Source organism: Bradyrhizobium aeschynomenes (assembly GCF_013178945.1).
Classification (GTDB): domain Bacteria; phylum Pseudomonadota; class Alphaproteobacteria; order Rhizobiales; family Xanthobacteraceae; genus Bradyrhizobium; species Bradyrhizobium aeschynomenes.
The window spans coordinates 446865-466879 of sequence record NZ_JABFDM010000003.1 but is presented as its reverse complement, the minus strand read 5'-3'; the positions used below and the strand labels follow the sequence as shown (position 1 = coordinate 466879).

Genomic DNA, 20015 nt, shown 5'->3' with positions numbered 1-20015 from the left:
TCTCGCAAGGAAACATGCGGTCACGGGTCTTCACGGCTCATCAACCAACATGATGGCGACGCGGGCCCGAATTCGCTGGGGCGGTGCGCTGGTGTGCTCTGGAGTCCCCTGCGCTTGATCCAGGTCAACGCTGGTTCCAATGGGCTCGCTTAATCTATCATCAGGCGCGGCCCGGATGCCGCAAACCCTCCCATACCCACACAGTCGAGAATTCTCTCATGTCGCTCGTTGGCAGCGATGCGAATGCGCGTGCGCGCCGCAGACGCATGGAAATTTTTGCCTTCCTGTTCCTCACCGCGGTGCTGATGCCCGCGCTCGCGGTCGCCACCGTCGGCTCCTACGGGCTGGCGGTGTGGGTCTACCAGATGCTGGCCGGACCGCCCGGCCCGCCCTCGGCACATTGACCGGAAGGACGGCCTATATGCTCTCACACCGCACTCCCCTCGACAGGCGCGCGCTGATCACCGGCCGAGTGCTCACCGCGGAGCCCGTGGTTGCGCCTGTCACGGGCGAGATCGCCTCGATCATCGTTCAGACCCGTCCCGATCAGCTCGATCGCGTCGCCGCCGACATTCTTGCGATGTCCGGCTGCGAGATTCACGGCCGCGATGAGCGCGGCAAACTGATCGTCATCGTCGATGCGCCGAACGCGGGCGCGCTCGGCGCCACCATGACGACCATCTCCGCGATCCCCTGCGTGCATTCCGCCTGCCTCGTCTTCCACGCCATCGACGCCGGCTAATCAACCGAGACCACCATGACCGAATCAAAGATCGATCGCCGTCAGATGCTCAAGCTGGAGGCCGCAGCGATTGCCGCGGCCGCCGCCGGGATGCCGGCGAGCTCGCTTGCGGCCAACCTCGTCACCGAACGCGAGGCCAGCGAGCTGAAATGGGACAAGGCCGCCTGCCGCTTCTGCGGCACCGGCTGCAGCGTGATGGTCGCGACCAAGGACAACCGCGTCGTCGCCACCCATGGCGACATCAAGGCCGAGGTCAATCGCGGCCTCAACTGCGTCAAGGGCTACTTCCTGTCGAAGATCATGTACGGTCATGACCGCCTGACGCATCCGATGCTGCGCAAGACCAACGGCAAGTACGACAAGAACGGCGAGTTCACCCCCGTCTCCTGGGACGAAGCGTTCGACGTCATGGCCGCGAAGTACAAGGACGCGCTGAAGAAGCGCGGTCCCTCCGGCGTCGGCATGTTCGGCTCGGGACAGTGGACGATCTGGGAAGGCTACGCTGCGTCAAAGCTGTTCAAGGCCGGCTTCCGCTCCAACAACATCGATCCGAATGCGCGGCACTGCATGGCCTCGGCCGTCGCCGGCATGATGCGCACCTTCGGCATCGACGAGCCGGCCGGCTGCTATGACGACATCGAGGCCACCGATGCGTTCGTGCTGTGGGGCTCCAACATGGCGGAGATGCATCCGATCCTGTGGAGCCGCGTCACCGACCGGCGCCTGTCGGCGCCGCATGTCAAGGTCGCCGTGCTCTCGACCTTCGAGCATCGCTCGTTCGACCTCGCCGACATCGGCATGGTGTTCAAGCCGCAGACCGATCTCTATCTCCTCAACGCGATCGCCAACCACATCATCAAGACCGGCCGCGTCAACAAGGACTTCGTCCAGGCGCATACGGTGTTCAAGAAGGGCCAGACCGACATCGGCTACGGCCTGCGCCCGGAGCATCCGCTGCAGAAGAAGGCCACGGGCGCGGCCAAGGCCAATGACGCCACCGACATCTCGTTCGACGAATATGCGAAGTTTGTCTCCGACTACACGCTGGAGAAGGCCGCCGAGATGTCCGGCGTCCCCTTGAACCGGCTGGAGGCGCTGGCCGAGCTCTATGCCGATCCCAAGACCAAGGTCGTCTCGTTCTGGACCATGGGCTTCAACCAGCACACCCGCGGCGTCTGGTGCAACAACCTCATCTACAACATCCATCTGCTGACGGGAAAGATCAGCGAGCCCGGCAACAGCCCGTTCTCGCTGACCGGCCAGCCTTCGGCCTGCGGCACCGCGCGCGAGGTCGGCACCTTCTCGCATCGTTTGCCGGCCGACATGGTCGTCACCAACAAGGAGCATCGCACCAAGGCCGAGCACATCTGGCAGCTGCCGGAGGGCACGATCCCCGACAAGCCGGGCTATCACGCGGTGCTGCAGAGCCGGATGCTGAAGGACGGTCTGCTCAACGCCTATTGGGTGCAGGTCAACAACAACCTCCAGGCCGGCCCGAACGCGAACGAGGAAACCTATCCAGGCTTCCGCAACCCCGACAATTTCATCGTCGTTTCCGACGCCTACCCTTCCGTGACCGCGCTCGCCGCCGACCTCATCCTGCCGACCGCGATGTGGGTAGAGAAGGAAGGCGCCTATGGCAATGCCGAGCGCCGCACCCAGTTCTGGCATCAGTTGGTGTCGGCGCCGGGCGAGGCGCGCTCCGATCTCTGGCAGCTCATGGAGTTCTCCAAGCGCTTCAAGATCGAGGAGGTCTGGCCGGAAGAGCTGATCGCCAAGAAGCCTGAGGTGCGCGGCAAGACGCTGTTCGACGTGCTCTACAGGAACGGCCAGGTCGACAAATTCCCACTCGACCACATCGAGCCGGGCTACGCCAACGACGAGTCGAAGGCATTCGGCTTCTACGTCCACAAGGGTCTGTTCGAGGAATACGCCGCGTTCGGCCGCGGCCATGGCCACGACCTCGCGCCATTCGAGACCTACCACAAGGAGCGCGGCCTGCGTTGGCCGGTCGTCGACGGCAAGGAGACGCGCTGGCGTTTCCGCGAAGGCTCCGACCCCTACGTCAAGGCCGGCACCGGCGTGCAGTTCTACGGCTTCGCCGACGGCAAGGCGCGCATCTTCGCTTTGCCCTACGAGCCCCCGGCGGAATCGCCCGACAAGGACTATCCGTTCTGGCTGTCGACGGGCCGCGTCGTCGAGCACTGGCACTCCGGCACGATGACGCGCCGCGTGCCCGAGCTCTACAAGGCGTTCCCCGAGGCCGTCTGCTTCATGCATCCGGACGATGCGCAGGCAGCGAACTTGCGGCGTGGCGATGAGGTCAAGGTCGCCTCGCGGCGCGGCTTCATCCGCGCCCGCGTCGAGACGCGCGGGCGTGACAAGCCACCGCGCGGCCTCGTGTTCGTGCCGTGGTTCGACGAGTCGAAGCTGATCAACAAGGTGACGCTCGACGCCACCGATCCGATCTCGCTGCAGACCGACTACAAGAAATGCGCCGTGCGCATCGAGCGGGTGTGACTGATATGATCAAGAAACTTGCGATGATGCTGCTCGCAGCCAGCCTCGCGGCCGGCTCGAGCGCCCTGCTCGCCCAGAGCGTCTCGTCCTCACTGCGCGGTCCCGCACCGCTCAACGACGAGGGTCCTGCGCCGCCGATGCAGCCGATGAAGAACACCGCCGAGAAGGAGGTGCGCAACTATCCGGAGCAGCCGCCGGTCATCCCGCATGCGATCGACGGCTATCAGGTCGACATGCAGGGCAACAAGTGCCTGTCCTGCCACGCGCGTGCGCGCACCGCCGAATCGAAAGCGCCGATGCTCTCGATCACCCACTTCATGGACCGCGACGGCCAGTTCCTGGCGTCGGTGTCGCCGCGCCGCTACTTCTGCAACCAGTGCCACGTGCCGCAGAGTGTCGCCACTCCGCCGGTCAGCAACGACTTCGTCGACATCGACACGGTGCTGTCGCACGACAAGCCCGGTGCCAAGCGATGAGCAGCGCCGACATCCCGCAGGGGCCGGGAACACCGGCCCCGGAGAAACGGCTCGGCCTCCTCCGCCGCGCCTGGCAATTCGTGCTCGACCTCGTCGACGTCCTGCTCAAGCCGAGCTCGATCTTCGGCCTGGGCGTGCTGGTGCTCGCCGGCTTCGTCGCCGGCGTGATCTTCTGGGGCGGCTTCAACACCGCGCTCGAGATCACCAACACCGAGAAGTTCTGCACCGGCTGCCACGAGATGAAAGACAACGTGTTCGCGGAGCTGAAGACGACCGTCCACTTCTCCAACCGCTCCGGCGTCCGCGCCTCCTGCCCGGACTGCCACGTCCCGCACAACTGGACCGACAAGATCGCGCGCAAGATGCAGGCGTCCAAGGAGGTCTGGGGTCATCTGTTCGGCTCGATCGACACCCGCGAGAAGTTCAACGATCGCCGCCTGGAGCTGGCGTTGCACGAATGGGCACGCTTCAAGGCCAACGATTCGCTCGAATGCCGCAACTGCCACAGCTCCCAGTCGATGGACATCACCAGGCAGTCCCCGCGCGCCGTCGAAGCTCACCAGCGCTTCCTGTTCACGGGGCAGAAGACCTGCATCGACTGCCACAAGGGCATCGCGCATCACCTGCCGGACATGCGCGGCGTGCCGGGCTGGCAGTAAGCTTCCTTCTGATTACGCGAGCTTTCGCCGCACGCGAGGTCGACTCCCCTCCCCCTTGCGGGGAGGGGTCGGGGGTGGGGGTCCACACGGGCAGTCTTTGCTGAGACCCCCACCCCCAACCCCTCCCCGCAAGGGGGAGGGGCGCACCGTCCGCTTGGCACAATCTCGCCCTGACACTAGCCCCTCTTCCAGCTTGATCTCGCTGAAACAGCCCTTAGGTTCACGGAATGTCCCGAGTCGCCCCGCGGCTCCATTCTTGTGAGCCATGACCACCTTCTCCCCGCATCAGGATTCCGCCCTCAAGGCTGTCGGCGATTGGCTGAAGGCCAAGCCAGGCAGGAACGCCACGCCGCAGGTGTTCCGGCTGTTCGGCTATGCCGGAACCGGCAAGACCACGCTCGCCCGCCACATCGCCGAGGGCGTCGACGGCGAGGTCAAGTTCGCCGCGTTCACCGGCAAGGCAGCGCTCGTGATGCGCAGCAAGGGCTGCGACAACGCCTCCACCATCCACTCGCTGATCTACCGCGCGCAGGAGAGCGGCGAGGAGCAGCCGAACTTCGAATTGTGGGACGACGCGCCGGCGTCCAAGGCCAAGCTCATCATCATCGACGAATGCTCGATGGTCGATGCCGATCTCGGCCGTGACCTCTTGTCCTTCGACTGCCCGCTGCTGGTGCTCGGCGATCCCGCACAGCTGCCGCCGGTCAAGGGCGGCGGCTTCTTCACCGACAGCGAGCCCGACGTGATGCTGACCGAGGTGCATCGTCAGGCCAAGGACGATCCGATCGTGCGGATGTCCATGGACGTGCGCGAAGGCAATACGCTCGACATCGGCCGCTATGGCGAGAGCGAGGTGGTGGAGCGCCGCGAGCTCGATCCGTCGCGCGTCATGGAGGCCGACCAGGTGCTGGTCGGCCGCAACGCCACCCGCCGCGCCTACAACAACCGCTTCCGTCAGCGCCTCGACATCGAGGACGCCCTGCCCGTCGCCGGCGACAAGCTGGTCTGCCTGCGCAACAACCGCAAGAAGGGCCTGTTCAATGGCGGGCTGTGGCGGGTGAAGTCGCGCGCGACCTCCAAGTCCAAGATCGTGACCATGCGGGTCGCGCCCGAGGAGGATTTCGGACGCAAGGTGACGAAAGTCTCGGTGCGCGGCGAATGTTTCGCGGGCGGCATCGAGGACATCCCGTGGGAGCAGCGCAAGCCCTATGACGAGTTCGACTACGGCTATGTGCTGACCGTGCACAAGTCGCAGGGCTCGCAATGGGACGACGTCGTGCTGTTCGACGAGAGCTTTGCCTTTCAGGAGAGCCGCGCCCGCTGGCTCTACACCGGCATCACGCGCGCCGCGAAGCGGCTGTCCATCGTCGTTTAACCTTGATGCAGGCAGCGGCGGTATCGCTCTGCCTCGTTCCCGCAAAGCCTGCGACCAGTTGATCCAGGTCAAGCTGCCGCAGCACGCTTGGCGGATACAAAACGATTCACATGTCTGTACATCACCAGCAGGCGGGGCGGAATCGGATGGCAAATACGAAGACGACGAAGGACAAGACGTCGAACGGCCGGCGAGCGAGTGCGACGGCGCGAGTCGCGCGAAAACAGTCCGCGACCAACCTCGATCCGATCGGGCAGTCGCTGGTGAATGAATCGACGCAGGCTGCGCAGATCACCGAGCTGTCGGCGTTCGAGAGCGTGCTGAACGGACCGCCGGCGCTGAACGCCGATTCTGCACCGATCAAGGCCATGCTCGACGGCGCGGCGCCCGATGATGCCAAGCTGATGAAGGCGCTGATCGACGGCAAGACCAAGCCGGACAAGCGCCACACCTCCGACGAACTCGCCGACAATTGGCGCCAGGGCGGCTATCCCTACAAGTTCCGAATGTACCGCAAGGACTATGAGGAGCAGAAATTCATCCTGCAGACCGAACTGCTCAAGCTGCAGAACTGGATGAAGGACGCGCGGCAGCGTCTGGTGCTGCTGTTCGAGGGCCGCGACGCCGCCGGCAAGGGCGGCGCGATCAAGCGCTTCATGGAGCATCTCAACCCGCGCGGCGCCCGCGTCGTCGCGTTGGACAAGCCGAGCGACGTCGAGCGTGGGCAGTGGTACTTCCAGCGCTATGTCGAGCACCTGCCGACATCCGGCGAAATCGTGCTGTTCGACCGCTCCTGGTACAACCGCGCCGGCGTCGAGCGCGTGATGGGCTTCTGCTCGCAGGCCGAATATGACGAGTTCCTGCGCCAGGTGCCGGAGTTCGAGCGCAACCTCGTGCGCAGCGGCATGCATCTCATCAAGTTCTGGTTCTCGGTCAGCCGCGAGGAGCAGCGCCGCCGGTTCAAGGAGCGCGAGGCGCATCCGCTCAAGCAGTGGAAGCTGTCGCCGATCGACACCGCCTCGCTCGACAAATGGGACGACTACACCCGCGCCAAGGAGGCGATGTTCTTCTCCACCGACACCGCCGACTGCCCGTGGACCGTGATCAAGTCCGACGACAAGAAGCGCGCCCGGCTGAACGCCATGCGCTGCGTGTTGCATTCCCTGCCCTATGCCGGCAAGGACGTCTCGCGCATCGGCCATGTCGACGACCTCATCGTCGGCCGCGCCAGCGTAATCCACGAGCGCGAGGAGCACGCGAGCTGAGTCGCCTCGCTCAGCGCCGGTGAAGCCGATGCGGCCTCGCGACATCGGCCGGCCGCATCGCTGCATTGGCGTTCGGAAGGACCGGCGCGCCGCGACGGGCCAACTCCGCCTGGGCCGCCGGCGTCAGCGCGCCGCCGTTGAGCACGTCACGATCGGGATGCATGGCCTCATACGCCGCCGGCTCGGAGAATTGCGCCGATGCCGCGGTCACCGCCAGCGTCGACATCAGCAGAGCTGCCGCCAGGCTCCTGAATGCGATCATGATTGGCCCCTCTGCTGCGCGTCAATTCGCACCAACGATGATGTAGGCAGGCGATCGCGTCACCCCAATCACGACTGCGCGAGCCTGCGGCCGTTCGTGATCGTGCCGTCCTCTCGGACGTAGCGCGGCAGCCGCTGCCCAGGCAACAGATCATAGGGCGCCCGCCAACCAGGCAGCGCGGCGATACGCTGCAGCCATGCCGCGACCGGCGGGAAGCGCACCGCGAGATCATAGCCGCTCTCCTCCATCGGAAAGCTCAGATATCCGCACAGCGAGAGATCGGCGACCGTCGGTTCGTCGCCGATGATGAAGGGGCGCTGCGCCACTTCGCCCGCCAGGATCGCCAGGAAATCGTCGATGCGTGCCCGCAGAAATGCCTGCACCTTCTCGTCGGGGGTCGGCGTGAAGGCCCGGCGATAGCGATAGGTCGCCATGAAGCCGGACATTTTCTGGTTGTCCCAGAACAGCCAGCGCAGGATCTCGAAGCGTTCACGCGCGTCGGCACCGCCGAACTTGCCGTAGCGCGCGGCGAGCTGAAGCAGGATCGGGCCGGTCTGGGTCAACCGCACGCCGTCCTCCTCCAGCACCGGGATCTCGCCCATCGGATTGACGTTGGCGCGCCATGCGGCAGTGCGCGTGATGCCACCGCCGAAATCGGTCCATACCGGCTCGAAGCTCTGGCCGCACAGGACCAGCATCAGGGCCAGCTTGTAGCTGTTGCCGGATTCGGGGAAGTAGTGCAGGCGGTAGCTTGGCATGGTCGTCTCGCGAGATCGGGCTCTCTCATGTTAGGTGGCCCGGACTTGCGGCACCATTCCGTTTTCGGCTCCGCCCCTTCAGCACGGCGCAAGGCGCAGCCGGCACGTCATGCGGCGAAGCGCGCGGCCTCCGCAAACAGCCAGTCGCGAAACACCGCAAAGTCGCGCGCCTTGCCGCCGGCATCGCGCCTGCGCACGAGATGAAACTGCCGCGGCAGGCGCACACGCTCGGCGAACAGCGGCACTAGCCGGCCAGCGTCGATGAACGGCCGCACCACCGGATCGAGCCCGAGCGCGATGCCCATGCCGGCGCTCGCGGCCTCGTAGACGACCTGGAGATTGTCGAAGACGAGGCAGTCCGTCGGCACGGCATCGATACCGGAAGCGGCGAACCACTCCGCCCAGAATTCGATCTGGTGATCGGTGCCGATCAGCCTGGCATTGACGAGGTCGTGCGGATGCCGCGGGCTGTCGTACCGATCACGCAATTGCGGGCTCAGCACCGGCACTGCATCGACCGCCAGCAGCGGCTCGCTGGTGACCCCCGGCCACGGTCCCCGTCCCAGCCGGATCGCGCAGTCGAGCTCGGACCGCGCGTTGAGATCCTCGATCTCGGCCGATGTCTGCAACACGATCTGCACCGCGCTGTGCCGGGCCTGGAAACGTTGCAGCCGCGGGATCAGCCAATTCGCTGCGAAGGTCGGCATCACGCTGACGGTGAGCCCGGCATGGTCCCGCTTGCGCAGCGCCTCCGTCGCCAGGGTCATGCTTCGCCAGGCCGGATCGAGCGCGGCAAAGTATTTGTCGCCTGCCGCAGTGAGCGCGAGGCCGCGCGGCTGTCGCTCGAACAGCCGCACGGCGAGCCCGGCTTCGAGCTGCTGAATGCGACGGCTCAATGCCGGTACGCTCAGATTCATGGTCAACGCCGCCTGCGCGAGGCTGCCGGCGCGGGCCACCGCCACGAAGGCTTCGATGTCTCGGAGGGGAAGGCGTCGCATGTGGGCAGTGTATGGCGATGACGCGCCGGGGTCGAGACGCCGGCCGCGCAACTGCGCGCCATGCCAATTCGACGCGTCACCGTCGCCGCGGCAGCCGGTCGTACGGCGCGAGATGGGCGGACGGCGGAAACACGAGCGCCGCGCCGGAGGGTCGCACCAGCCCCATGCGTCCGGCCGGCGTCAGCGCGCCGCCGTTGAGCACGTCGCGATCGGGATGCATCGCCTGATATGTCCCGGGCTCCTGCTCGCCGAAGAACCAGCCCTGCGCCGATCCCGGCGCAGCAATGGCCATCGACAGCAGCAAGGCTGCCGCCTTTGATTTCCAGGATGTCATGATTGTTCTCCAGGTTCTCAGGATGCGGAGACCACGCACGCGATGGATGCCCTGGTCGGGACTGTCATCAGCGAGGCGCGACCGCTTCTGTATTGACCGCGAAGGGAACGAAATATTCGCGGCATCGCCGCCGCACCGGGATCACGACCGCGAGACCTGAACCACACCATCATTCGAGGATCGACGAAGCGTGACGTCATCGTGAGTTCGTGGACGAGATCGCGCGCATCCGATGACCTCACCCCGTCGTCGCGAGTTCGATAGCTGCCGCCGACGCAGGACCGACGCCGCGTTGACGGCGTACAGCACCGCCCTTCGGCCCGTCGGGCAAATCGGCCGGCCAAGACAGAAAGCTGTCAAGACATTCTGAAAAACATAAATCGTTTCACGATTCCCCAAATCAGACTTATCATGCCTGCGTTTCGTTGCACGGCAGGGGACGTATCGCGATCGTCACGGACGTTGGCAGCGGAATGCGATGGACGCGACATGTTGCAGTGGGCGAAGCGCCTGCGGACGAACGGCATGGCGCGGACGACGAAAGCGTGTGGTCCTGGCCTCCCGACGCTGAGGCCAAGCCGGTGGTGATGATCCGCCGGCGACGGGGGCAAGACAGCCGGTCCCCGGGGAGAGCTCGTATAAGCGTTAACACCATCGCGCAGGGAGGGCCGGGTCTGTCCGGCTGAACCTGTGGTTCCTGCCGCCTGCATTTTTCTACGCAGGCGGGCCACGGGCCTCAGTCGAGGTCCGGCCTTCCCTGCGCCCTCCGCCTTCGGAGGGCCGATGAACCGGCATTCCTCGGGCAATTTCAGGCCGCGAGACCACGTCGTCATGCCTGGAACGGTCTCGCCGCACGCCGCCCTACTTTCCCGAGCTTGGTGCGCCATGCGCACGCGCCTGTTCACGCAGTCGTGTCACGTCCCCCGTAACGCGGGCCGGGCACCGACGTATCTTGCAGCAGAGGCCGGACCGGGCCAGTGTTTCCGGCCGGCGAGACGAGACAAGCCACCCTCACGAGGATCCCAAGATGCGCCTCACCCGCTCCCTTTTCGTCAAGACTGCCCTGCTCGGCGCGATCGCGGCTGCCGGCATCCTGGCATGGCAGCCGCTCCACGCCGCCGAGGAAGCCGTGGTGCTCCCGCCTCCGGCCCAGGACCAGCCGGCGGCCGAAGGCATTGAAACTGCGGTCGTGGCCGGCGGCTGCTTCTGGGGCGTCCAGGGCGTCTACCAGCACACCGCCGGCGTGGTCAGCGCCGTGTCCGGCTATGCGGGCGGCACCAAGGCGACCGCCGACTACCGCTCGGTGTCGAGCGGCAGCACGGGCCATGCCGAGTCCGTGCAGATCAAGTTCGACCCGAAGAAGATCTCCTACGGCAAGATCCTGCAGATCTTCTTCTCCGTCGTGCACGACCCGACGCAGCTGAACCGGCAGGGCCCGGACTCGGGCCCGCAATATCGCTCCGCGATCTTCACCACCTCGGAGGCGCAGAAGAAGGTCGCCGAGGCCTATATCGCCCAGCTCGACAAGACCAAGGTGTTCGGCAAGCCGATCGTCACCAAGGTCGGAAAGCTCGAGGCGTTCTACCCGGCCGAGGACTATCACCAGGACTATCTGACGCTGCACCCGAGCCAGCCCTATATTGCCTATAACGACCTGCCGAAGATCGACAATCTGAAGAAGATCTTCGCCGAGAACTACATCGACAAGCCGACGCTGGTCAGGGACGCCAAGGCGACGAATTGAGGCCGACCGGCACGACGACAGGGCGGACCCCAGCGGATCCGCCGGAGGATCAGAGGATGAGCGACACCAAGACGAGCGACAAGGTGGTCAAGAGCGAGGCGGAGTGGCGCCGCGAGCTGACGCCCATGCAATATGCCGTGCTGCGCGAGAAGGCGACCGAGCGTCCGTTCTCCGGCGAGTACGAGCATGAGCACCGCGCCGGCACCTATGTCTGCGCCGGCTGCGGCCAGACACTGTTCGAATCCGATGCCAAGTTCGACTCCGGCTGCGGCTGGCCGAGCTTCACCGTGCCGGCGGCCGAGAGCCATGTCGACGAGGAGACCGACTATACCCACGGCATGGTCCGCACCGAGGTGCTGTGCTCGAAATGCTCGGGCCATCTCGGCCACGTCTTCCCCGACGGCCCGGGGCCGACCGGATTGCGCTACTGCATCAATTCGGCGGCGCTGAAGCTGAAGCCGCGCTGATCATCGTCCGGCAGTTTCTGGCGCTCCCGGGGCCGTTCATCCAACGGTACCGGGAGGCCGTCGGGTCCCGGTCCATGCGCCCGGAGCGGTCAAAATCGGTCACAAGGCGCGAGATTTTCACCGTGCGGATCGGCCTCCCTTGCATTCACAAGTTGCAGATCGATTAAGTTGTTGAAAAAATAGGATATTTCAATGCGACCGGAAGCAGCCCGGATTTACGATGTGACCGGGCAGGATTCGCATTTCTGTCAAATCGGCCTATATTAGGGGCTGTAACTGACATGCAGGGCCGGGCCGCCTGGAGCGGCGATAACAGCCCTCCACCCCCGCAAACGCTGGCGTCATTGCCAAGCTGGATCGTTCGAAAGCTCGCGTCAGCGTTCTTAGCCGACAAGAAGAGGTCTCAGACCATGCGTCCACTGCGTCCGTTCAACTTCAACACCTCTGCCGAACTGTTTCCCGCCGCCATTCGCAAGAAGAAGCGGGCGGGCTTTGCCTATCGGCGGTTCGGCACCGCGGCCGAGGCCGTGCGCTTCGCCATGGAGGAGTTGCCGGCGGACTCGCTGAATGGCGCCTATCTGCAGGTCGAGGAAGCCCGGTTCGACCAGAACGGCATCCGCACCCTGTATGAGAGCGAGGCGTTTCCGCTGCCGCGCCGCGCCGTCGAGGACAAGGCGCCTGACGCCGATGCAGCCTGACGGCAGCCAGACCATCAGACGACACCCTGCCCCGCCTCGCGCGGGGCAGTTTTTTTATGGAGACTTGTTTATCGGTTTCTGCCGTTGGTCAGCGCGGCTGGGTATCCAACCACCGCCGGAGGATCTTGGCGTTGCGCATGTTGGCGCGGAACAGCACGTCGAACGCATCGCCCGCGACCGGCACCATGCCGATCACGCCTTCGACCGCGACGTTGCCCAGCATCCGCGTGATGACGTGCCAGGGCGCACCCAGCGCACGGGCCTCACGCACCAGCCACAGCGACAGCGCGGTCGCAATGAGGTCGCCGACGACCGGGATCAGGCCGATGATGCCGTCGATGCCGTAGCGGATGTTGGTGCCGGGCACGACGAAGGCGACGTCGAGCAGCCTGGCCACCGCCTCGAGCCGCGCGATGCGCTGCTCGCGGGTCAGATTGCCGAACGGATTGGCGCTCTGGAAATCGAAGCGAACGCCGCCCGGCCCGACGAAGGCGCCATTGAACGACGATTGGAAGGCCCCCTGAGGGACCTCCCGTCCATCCTGGTCGATGATCGGCCCCCGCGCCTCATTGGCGCTGAAATGCGCCTGCGAGGCACGTCCGGAGGCGCGGCGGGGCGAGGTGGACATATGGTCTTGCATACCCATCACATAGAAACGCGGCAGCGCGGCGCAAGTTGCGTCACGCCGTCACGCACCATGCTCGCTGGGCCGGGCCGGCGAGGCATCCGGAAGTTGCTCATCGACGAAGTTGTGAACCAGCCAGGACGACACCGTCGCCGGAATGAAGCCGACGAGGCCATACAGGATCCACTGCAGCGCGCCGTATTCGGAGCCATGGGACGCATAGTTGAAGCCGGCGAGAACGAAGGCGATGCCGCCCACGATCAGCATCCGCATCACCGGCGCGATCCGCCGGACATGGAACAGGATGTCGTCGATCGCGCACATCATCAGCGCCGGCAGGAAGCCGAACAGGTAGCTGTATTGCAGCGACGTGACGAACACCTTGAACAGCTTGGCCACTTCACCCGGATCGGTCTTGGTCCAGTAGCCGGACATATAGGTGGTGACCAGAAGCAGCGCGAAGCCGCCCAGCGCGGGGCCGACGGCAACGAAGATGAGATATCGCTTCATGACAAACCTCCTGCCTCGCCGATCCGCCGAAGGCGCGAAGCCCGTGCCGCCCCGTCAGTCTCCCCACAGCGCGAAGGCGTCGTTGAAGGCGCGCTCGCCCGGAGCCCCCTTCTCGATCGCGATGATCGCCCGGCGTTGGTTGGTGTAGACCAAGGGAACGTCGAACCAGGAGCGTTCCTTCAGGAGCTGCACGTTGCGGGTCCGGTCGGCGTCGACATTGGAGAGGCCGACCAGGAAGAAGCCGTCGGTCACCTTGACCGCGAGGCCCGCCAGCGGCGTGCCGCGCGACTGTTCGTTGGACTTCATCAGGATGCCCGGCACATTGCCGACGCCTCCACCCGCGAAATCCTGCGGCAGGATGAAGGTGAGCTCGGCGGTATGGCTCGCCGGCAGCGACGTATCGGTGTTGCGGCGGAACGACATCGTCATCTTGAACTTGCGATCGGGAATCTCGATGTCGGCCCGCACGGCGATGTCGGCCTTCTGCGTGCCTGTCGCCTTGATCTGCTCGGTGCGCCAGACCACCGTGCCGAGATACTGCTTGCCCTTCGGATCGGCCGGATCCTCGTCGTAGAGCACGACCTTCTGGGCCACCGGCGCGATCTGGTCCGAGGATGGCGATTGGCCGACGCGGTCGGTGATCTTCGGCTTGCTCAGCGGCGCCCCGGCGTCCTTCGGCGCCTCGACCGTCGAGGTCGACTTGAACAGGCTGCTGACGGTTCCGACCAGCGGCCGGCCCCACAGAATGCCGGCGCCGATCAGGATCAGCACGATGCCGGCAGCAATGGCGGCCTTGAACGGGAAGGTCGATCCACTGCGCTCCGGCTTTTTCTTGGCCTCGCGCTCGCCGGCCGTCCGCGGACGGGCCGAGGCAGTGGCCGGCACCGCGTAGCGCTCGGCTTCCTGGACCGACTCGTCATAGGAATAGGCCGGCTCGGCGGGCAGCGGCGGCCGGTCATCATCGCCGTCGAGGCGGTCGAGGTCGGTCGCCGGAACATTGGCGTAGGTCTTGCGCGCGGCGCGATTGGCCTGGGCCGTCGCCTTGCCGAGATCATCGACGTCGGCGGTGATGTCCCGGAAGCCACGCATCGACGGCGTCGCAGCGGCAGTGCCGTTGTTGTCCTGGCCCCGTCGCGGGGGGGCCGGACGCTCGCGCAACGGCGGTACATCCTGGGATGCGCCCTGTGGCGGCTGCGGCCGAGCCGGTGCAGCCGGGGCTGCCGCGGCAACCGGCGACTCGGTCCGCGGAGGACGGACGGACCGTGTCTCTGCCAGCTCAGGACCAGTCGGCGGACGGTCGTTGCGAGGCACTGGGGACCCAGCAGCTGGCCGCGGTCGCGCAGCGGGAGCCGCGGGTTGTTCGGGCGTCGGGCCGGGCTGAGCTGCGGGGGCCGCCGGAGCATCGGGATTGCGCGCGCCGGCCCGGCGCAGCGCATCGCCGGGACGGGCCGCGCCGCTGGAGGCCCGCTGTGCCTCACGGGCGCGCTGAGCCGCTTCGGCCTCGACCTTGCGGACCGCCTCCTCGAGCGACAGCCGCTCGCGGGTGATCTCGGATTCGCTGAGCGGCGGCTGGACGCTGCGCAGCTGCGCGATCAGCGCCGCCCGTGCCCGCTCATAAAGCGCGCGCCGGCTTTCGCCGGGAGCGTTGGGGTCCAATCCGGCAATGGCGCGGGCTATCAGCGGGTAGTAGTCGGCCATATCAACTCAATTCGCGGGCTGCGCTGTCGGGTCCCTTCACGCTTCGAAGGGATTCTGGACCAGAATAGTATCCTCGCGTTCGGGGCTGGTGGAAAGCAGCGCAATCGGGCAACCCACCAGTTCCTCGATGCGTCGGACGTATTTGATGGCCTGGGCCGGCAGATCGGCCCAGGAGCGTGCGTTCGCCGTCGGCTGCTTCCAGCCTTCGATGGTCTCGTAGATCGGTTCGACCCGGGCCTGAGCGCCTTCGCCTGCCGGGAAATGATCGATCTCCTTGCCGTCCAGCCGATAGCCGGTGCAGACCTCGATGGTGTCGAAACCGTCGAGAATGTCCAGCTTGGTCAGTGCAAGACCGTTAATGCCGCAAGTCCGCACCGCCTGGCGAACCAGGACGGCATCGAACCAGCCGCATCGACGCGGCCGGCCGGTATTCGTTCCGAACTCGCGGCCACGCTCGCCGATCTTCCGGCCCGTCTCGTTATCCTGCTCGGTGGGAAACGGTCCCTGTCCGACCCGCGTCGTGTAGGCCTTGCAAAGGCCGAGCACGTAGCCGATCGCGCCCGGCCCCAGGCCGGCGCCGGTCGCGGCCTGCGCCGCCACCGTGTTGGACGAGGTCACGTAAGGGTAGGTGCCGTGATCCACGTCGAGCAGCGCGCCCTGCGCGCCCTCGAACAGCATACGCTTGCCTTCGCGGCGCTTGATGTCGAGCAGCCGCCACACCGTCTCGGCGTAAGGCAGCAGCTTCGGCGCCAGCGCCGTCAGTTCGTTCAGAATGGCCTTGCCGTCGATCAGCTCCAGGCCGAGGCCCCGGCGCAGCGCGTTGTGATGGGCGAGCAGGCGATCGATCTTGTGCGGCAGCGTGTCGAGATCGGCGAGGTCCATCAGGCGGATGGCGCGGCGGCCGACCTTGTCCTCATAGGCCGGGCCGATGCCGCGGCGGGTGGTGCCGATCGCGGTCGCGGCACTCGCGGACTCCCGGAGTGCGTCGAGTTCACGATGCAGCGGCAGAATCAGCGTGACGTTCTCGGCCACGCGCAGATTGTCCGGGCTGATGGCCACGCCCTGCGACTGCAGCTTGCTGACCTCGTCGAGAAAGGCTTGCGGATCGAACACGACGCCATTGCCGATCACCGACAGCTTGCCCGTGCGCAGCACGCCCGACGGCAGCAGCGCCAGCTTGTAGGTCGCGCCGTTGATAACGAGCGTATGACCGGCGTTGTGGCCGCCCTGGAAGCGAACGACGATGTCGGCCTGCTCCGACAGCCAGTCGACGATCTTGCCCTTCCCCTCGTCACCCCATTGGGCGCCGACGACGACGACGTTAGCCATTCGCAGCTCTTTCCTCTGCCAAGATCCAAAACAGCACGATCGGCTCGGACGATATCGCTTCCGATGAGGGGCCAGCCTGGCCAACCATGCGCCCAGCCCAAATCGCGGCCGGGACCGCTCGCTTGCGAGGCGACCCACCGGATAAAGGAAGCCGCCGGGCTAGGCAAGCAAGAACGGGCCCTCGGAGCACACAACAGCGCCACCAAGCCTTTGATAAGCCCCAAAATTTCATGCCGCCCCGGCTGCGGATGGGCGACCCGGGCCGGCGCTTCTGTCGGCGCCCTGACCCAGGCGTGCTCATTGAGCACTGGAACGGCGGCGAATCTACGATCGAAGTTGCAAACCGGAAGCACAGCTGCTGATCAGCACCGTCGCCGGTCAGGCCTGAATGCGCCCATCGACAACCTCGATGATGCGGTCGCAGCGCCGCGCCAGATCAAGGTTGTGGGTGACCAGCAGGAAGCTGGTGCCGACCCGGCGATTGACCTGTTGCAGCAGGGCGAAGACCGCCTCCGCCGACTTGGTGTCGAGATTGCCGGTCGGCTCGTCCGCCAGCACCAGATCCGGGTTCATTGCCAGCGCCCGCGCCACCGCGACGCGCTGCTGCTGGCCGCCCGACATGTTGCTTGCGAGGTGGCCGGCGAACTTTGCCAGGCCGACCTGATCGAGCAGCCTGCCCGCCTGCGCCTCGATCTCTGGACTCGGAAAGCCGCGATCGACCAGCAGCGGCATCATGACGTTCTCCTTGGCCGTGAAGGCGGAGATCAGCAGATGCGACTGGAAAATGAAGCCGATGGTATGGCCGCGCAGATGGGTGAGCTCGGCGTCGCTGAGCGAGGCGGTGTCCTGGCCCTTGATCGTCAGCCGGCCGGAGGTCGGCCGATCGAGCAGACCGACGATGTTGAGCAACGTACTCTTGCCGGAGCCGGACGGACCGATCAGCGCAACGAACTCGCCGCGGTCGACTTCGAGGTCGATGTCGTGCAGCACCTCGCTCTCGGTCGGCTGGCCGACATTGTAGGCCTTGCAGACCTTCTCCAGACGCAGGATGACCTCAGCCACGGATCGCCACCACCGGATCGAGCTTGGCCGCGCGCAACGCCGGCGCGGTCGCCGCGAGCAACCCCGTCACCGTCGCGATCAGGGCCGTGATGATGAACAGCCGACGTTCGAGGATCAGGGGAAATAATTCCGAACCGTCAGCCTGGCGCTGCACCGCATGCCAATAGATCAAGGCACCCGCTCCCATCGCGGCGCCGAACAGCGAGCCGATGAAGCCGAGCAGCCCGCCCTGCAGCAGGAACACGCGCAGGATCTGGCCGCGCGAGGTCCCCATCGCCCTGAGAATGCCGATCTCCTTGGAGCGCTGGATCACCGAGACGATCAGCACGGCTGCGATGCCGAACGCGACCGAGAGCGCAACGAACACCCGGATCAGCGTGTTCGAGGTTTCCTGCGCGCGCACCGCGGTGAAGAACTGCGCATTGGTCTTGATCCAGCTGTCGGCCTTGACCAGGTTCGCTGCCTGGATGCGCTGGGCGATATCTTCCGCCGCGTAGATGTCCTTCACGGTGATGTCGATCGTGGTGACGCCGCCGACCATGCCGAGCAGCGACTGCGCGGTGCGCAGCGCGACATACGCCGCGCGCTGATTGACGCCCTTGTTGCCGAGATCGACCAGGCCGGTCACCGTCAGCACGCGATTGGCGCCGGAGGCGGCCTGGACATTGAGCTTGTCACGAACGATCGCGCCGAGCTCCCTGGCCAGCTCAGTGCCGATGATGATGTCGTCGCTGGTCAGCCGCGGCTCGCCGGCGACGATGTAGTCCGGCACGCGCACGATCTTAAAGTAGCTCTCCGGCTCGACGCCGGACAACGTCACGGCGCGGCTGGCATCGCCACGAATGGCCAGCGCCGAGCCGGAGATGGTCGGCGACACTGCGGTGATCTCAGGCATCGCCAGCATCTGGTCGCGGATCTTCGGCCATTGATCGATCGAGATCACGCGCTGACTCGGGCGCTGCACGATCGGATCCTCGATGACGCCGTTGCCGTTGCGCAGGGGACGCGCGACCTGATCCGGCGTCAGCAGTTGAATCTGCGGCTGCGAGGTCAGCACGCGCTTGATGAAGTTGGCCTCGAGGCCCGCCAGCATCGCCGACATGAACACGATCACGCCGACGCCGATCGCGATGCCGCCGATGATGAACAATGTCTGCAGACGTCCTTCGCGCAGGAAGCGCACCGCCGCGATCCACTCGAACGGCAGCCAGCGGTTCACGGCAGCACCGGACGAAAGCGCTGTCCGGTCACGATACCCGAACTCTGGGGCACCGCAATGTCCCCCGCATTCAAGCCGTCGATGATCTCGACATGGCTGTTGCCGCGAATGCCGGCGCGCACCGGCAGCTTGACGGCGCGGCCGTCCTTGATGCCGAGCACCCAGGGCTGCCCGGAGGTGAGATCATGAACCGAGCGCACCGGCAGTTCGAGCGTGTCCTTGCGCGATGCGACCTCGATGTCGACCGACACCGTCATGTCCTGGCGCAGATAGTCCGGCGGGTCCTTGACGGTCAACTTGACCTGCACGGACGCGCGGGACAGATCGATGCCGGGATTGATGTAGCTGACGACGGCCGCGAAGCGCTTGTCCGGATACGCATCCGCCGAGGCCAGCGCCGTCTGGCCGAGCGCGAGCTTGCCGAGATTGCGCTCGTCGATCTGCAGGACGAGCTGGACGTTGCCGGCAGGCGCCAGCACCAGCAGCGCCTTGCCCGGCTGCGCCACGGTCCCCTTCTCGACATTGCGCGTGATCAGCACGCCGTCGCGGGGCGCCGAGATCGTCGCGTAGCCGAGCCGCGATTGAGCCGTGTCGAGATTGGCGCGCGCCTGGTTCAGCTGCGTCTCCGCCATCACGTGGTCGCTGCCGCCAGGGCTGGCGGTGAAGACCTGGAATTCGGCCGCGCGCTTCTGCGCCAGAGCGATATCCAACGTCTTCTGCGCCTCGTCGAGCGCGGCGCGCGTGGCATAGCCATTGCCGGTCAGTTGCGAGGTCCGATCATAGCTCTGCTGCGCGTTGAGCAGCGTCGCCTGCGCCTGGCGCAGCGCCTCCTTCGCCGAGGGCAAGGTCAGCTCCGCGAGCTGCCGCATCCGCGCCTCGGCCTGCGCGACCTGTCCCTGGGCTTGCACCACCGCAGCCTTGAGCTCGCGCGCTTCCAGCGAGATCAGCGGCTGGCTCTTGGTGACACGCTGGCCTTCGAGCACGAGAACTTCATCGACGGTGCCGGTGATCTGGCTGCCGATCTCGACGCGGAACGGCGTCTCGACATGGCCGCTGGCAACGACCGTCTCGACCAGATCGCCGCGGCGGACCTGATCGACCGAGATCGCCGGGCCGAGCATGACACGCACGCTCTGCCAGCCCCCGAGGCCGAGCAGCAGCAGGACCGCCAGAATGAACCAGCGATGCGCCAGCAAGGCGGTCCACACCTTCGGCATTGGCTTGCTGTTCTGACGCGTGAGGGCTGCAGCTTGGTCGACCATGTCCATCAATAC

Annotated in this window: 21 protein-coding genes; 10 read left to right on the top strand and 11 right to left on the bottom strand. The window is 65.8% G+C overall.

What is annotated here, in order from left to right; translation table 11 throughout:
* Positions 1-218 precede the first annotated feature (218 nt).
* The 7 genes from napE to ppk2 all read left to right on the top strand — a co-directional run bounded on the left by napE (position 219) and on the right by ppk2 (position 7037).
* Positions 219-404: a periplasmic nitrate reductase, NapE protein gene (gene napE / locus HL666_RS11150; protein ID WP_172112332.1), complete on the top strand. Its 186-nt coding sequence runs from the start codon at positions 219-221 to the stop codon at positions 402-404.
* A gap of 17 nt (positions 405-421) precedes the next feature.
* Positions 422-742, top strand: a complete 321-nt coding sequence (locus HL666_RS11145; RefSeq protein WP_172181389.1) for a chaperone NapD — start codon at positions 422-424, stop codon at positions 740-742.
* Between the two features lie 15 nt (positions 743-757).
* Entirely contained in the window at positions 758-3262 is a 2505-nt protein-coding gene (gene napA / locus HL666_RS11140; protein WP_172181387.1) for a nitrate reductase catalytic subunit NapA, read from the top strand.
* Positions 3263-3267: 5 nt separating this feature from the next.
* The gene (locus HL666_RS11135; protein ID WP_172112335.1) at positions 3268-3738 is read left to right on the top strand and encodes a nitrate reductase cytochrome c-type subunit; all 471 of its coding nucleotides are present in this window, start codon (positions 3268-3270) and stop codon (positions 3736-3738) included.
* The gene (locus HL666_RS11130; RefSeq protein WP_246739232.1) at positions 3735-4397 is read left to right on the top strand and encodes a NapC/NirT family cytochrome c; all 663 of its coding nucleotides are present in this window, start codon (positions 3735-3737) and stop codon (positions 4395-4397) included. Before HL666_RS11135 ends, HL666_RS11130 begins: the two co-directional genes overlap by 4 nt.
* Positions 4398-4662: 265 nt before the next feature.
* A complete protein-coding gene (locus HL666_RS11125; RefSeq protein ID WP_172181385.1) occupies positions 4663-5772 on the top strand; it encodes an ATP-dependent DNA helicase in 1110 nt (369 codons plus the stop codon).
* A gap of 110 nt (positions 5773-5882) precedes the next feature.
* Positions 5883-7037, top strand: a complete 1155-nt coding sequence (ppk2, locus tag HL666_RS11120; RefSeq protein ID WP_376698586.1) for a polyphosphate kinase 2 — start codon at positions 5883-5885, stop codon at positions 7035-7037.
* A 10-nt stretch (positions 7038-7047) separates the two neighbouring features.
* On the opposite strand, the gene HL666_RS11115 is transcribed toward ppk2, so the two are convergent.
* The 4 genes from HL666_RS11115 to HL666_RS11100 form a co-directional block, all read right to left on the bottom strand.
* Positions 7048-7299, bottom strand: coding sequence for a hypothetical protein (locus HL666_RS11115; RefSeq protein WP_172112338.1), 252 nt, complete (start codon positions 7297-7299; stop codon positions 7048-7050).
* Positions 7300-7367: 68 nt separating this feature from the next.
* Positions 7368-8057 carry a glutathione S-transferase family protein gene (locus HL666_RS11110; protein WP_172181381.1) on the bottom strand — a complete coding sequence of 230 codons (690 nt, stop codon included), beginning with the start codon at positions 8055-8057 and terminating at the stop codon, positions 7368-7370.
* A gap of 107 nt (positions 8058-8164) precedes the next feature.
* Positions 8165-9055 carry a LysR substrate-binding domain-containing protein gene (locus tag HL666_RS11105; RefSeq protein ID WP_172181379.1) on the bottom strand — a complete coding sequence of 297 codons (891 nt, stop codon included), beginning with the start codon at positions 9053-9055 and terminating at the stop codon, positions 8165-8167.
* A 76-nt stretch (positions 9056-9131) separates the two neighbouring features.
* Entirely contained in the window at positions 9132-9389 is a 258-nt protein-coding gene (locus tag HL666_RS11100; protein ID WP_172132351.1) for a hypothetical protein, read from the bottom strand.
* Between the two features lie 1027 nt (positions 9390-10416).
* On the opposite strand from HL666_RS11100, the gene msrA reads away from it, so the two are divergent.
* The 3 genes from msrA to HL666_RS11085 all read left to right on the top strand — a co-directional run bounded on the left by msrA (position 10417) and on the right by HL666_RS11085 (position 12298).
* Entirely contained in the window at positions 10417-11133 is a 717-nt protein-coding gene (gene msrA, locus HL666_RS11095) for a peptide-methionine (S)-S-oxide reductase MsrA (protein ID WP_172112342.1), read from the top strand.
* Between the two features lie 56 nt (positions 11134-11189).
* Positions 11190-11600 carry a peptide-methionine (R)-S-oxide reductase MsrB gene (gene msrB, locus HL666_RS11090; RefSeq protein WP_172112343.1) on the top strand — a complete coding sequence of 137 codons (411 nt, stop codon included), beginning with the start codon at positions 11190-11192 and terminating at the stop codon, positions 11598-11600.
* 410 nt (positions 11601-12010) lie between these two features.
* A complete protein-coding gene (locus HL666_RS11085; protein ID WP_172112344.1) occupies positions 12011-12298 on the top strand; it encodes a hypothetical protein in 288 nt (95 codons plus the stop codon).
* Positions 12299-12386: 88 nt separating this feature from the next.
* Here the strand turns inward: HL666_RS11085 and HL666_RS11080 are convergent, their stop codons facing one another.
* The 7 genes from HL666_RS11080 to HL666_RS11050 all read right to left on the bottom strand — a co-directional run bounded on the left by HL666_RS11080 (position 12387) and on the right by HL666_RS11050 (position 20003).
* Entirely contained in the window at positions 12387-12938 is a 552-nt protein-coding gene (locus tag HL666_RS11080; protein WP_172112345.1) for a DUF4112 domain-containing protein, read from the bottom strand.
* Between the two features lie 48 nt (positions 12939-12986).
* A complete protein-coding gene (locus HL666_RS11075) occupies positions 12987-13433 on the bottom strand; it encodes a DUF5413 family protein (protein WP_172112346.1) in 447 nt (148 codons plus the stop codon).
* 54 nt (positions 13434-13487) lie between these two features.
* The gene (locus HL666_RS11070; protein WP_172181377.1) at positions 13488-15131 is read right to left on the bottom strand and encodes a hypothetical protein; all 1644 of its coding nucleotides are present in this window, start codon (positions 15129-15131) and stop codon (positions 13488-13490) included.
* Between the two features lie 36 nt (positions 15132-15167).
* Positions 15168-16460 (bottom strand): adenylosuccinate synthase, encoded by a 1293-nt coding sequence (locus tag HL666_RS11065; protein ID WP_172112348.1) that lies wholly within the window; start codon positions 16458-16460, stop codon positions 15168-15170.
* 378 nt (positions 16461-16838) lie between these two features.
* Entirely contained in the window at positions 16839-17522 is a 684-nt protein-coding gene (locus HL666_RS11060; RefSeq protein ID WP_172112349.1) for an ABC transporter ATP-binding protein, read from the bottom strand.
* A complete protein-coding gene (locus tag HL666_RS11055; protein WP_172112350.1) occupies positions 17515-18741 on the bottom strand; it encodes an ABC transporter permease in 1227 nt (408 codons plus the stop codon). The genes HL666_RS11060 and HL666_RS11055 overlap by 8 nt, the downstream gene beginning before the upstream one ends.
* Positions 18738-20003, bottom strand: a complete 1266-nt coding sequence (locus HL666_RS11050; protein WP_172181375.1) for an efflux RND transporter periplasmic adaptor subunit — start codon at positions 20001-20003, stop codon at positions 18738-18740. Before HL666_RS11050 ends, HL666_RS11055 begins: the two co-directional genes overlap by 4 nt.
* Positions 20004-20015 lie beyond the last annotated feature (12 nt).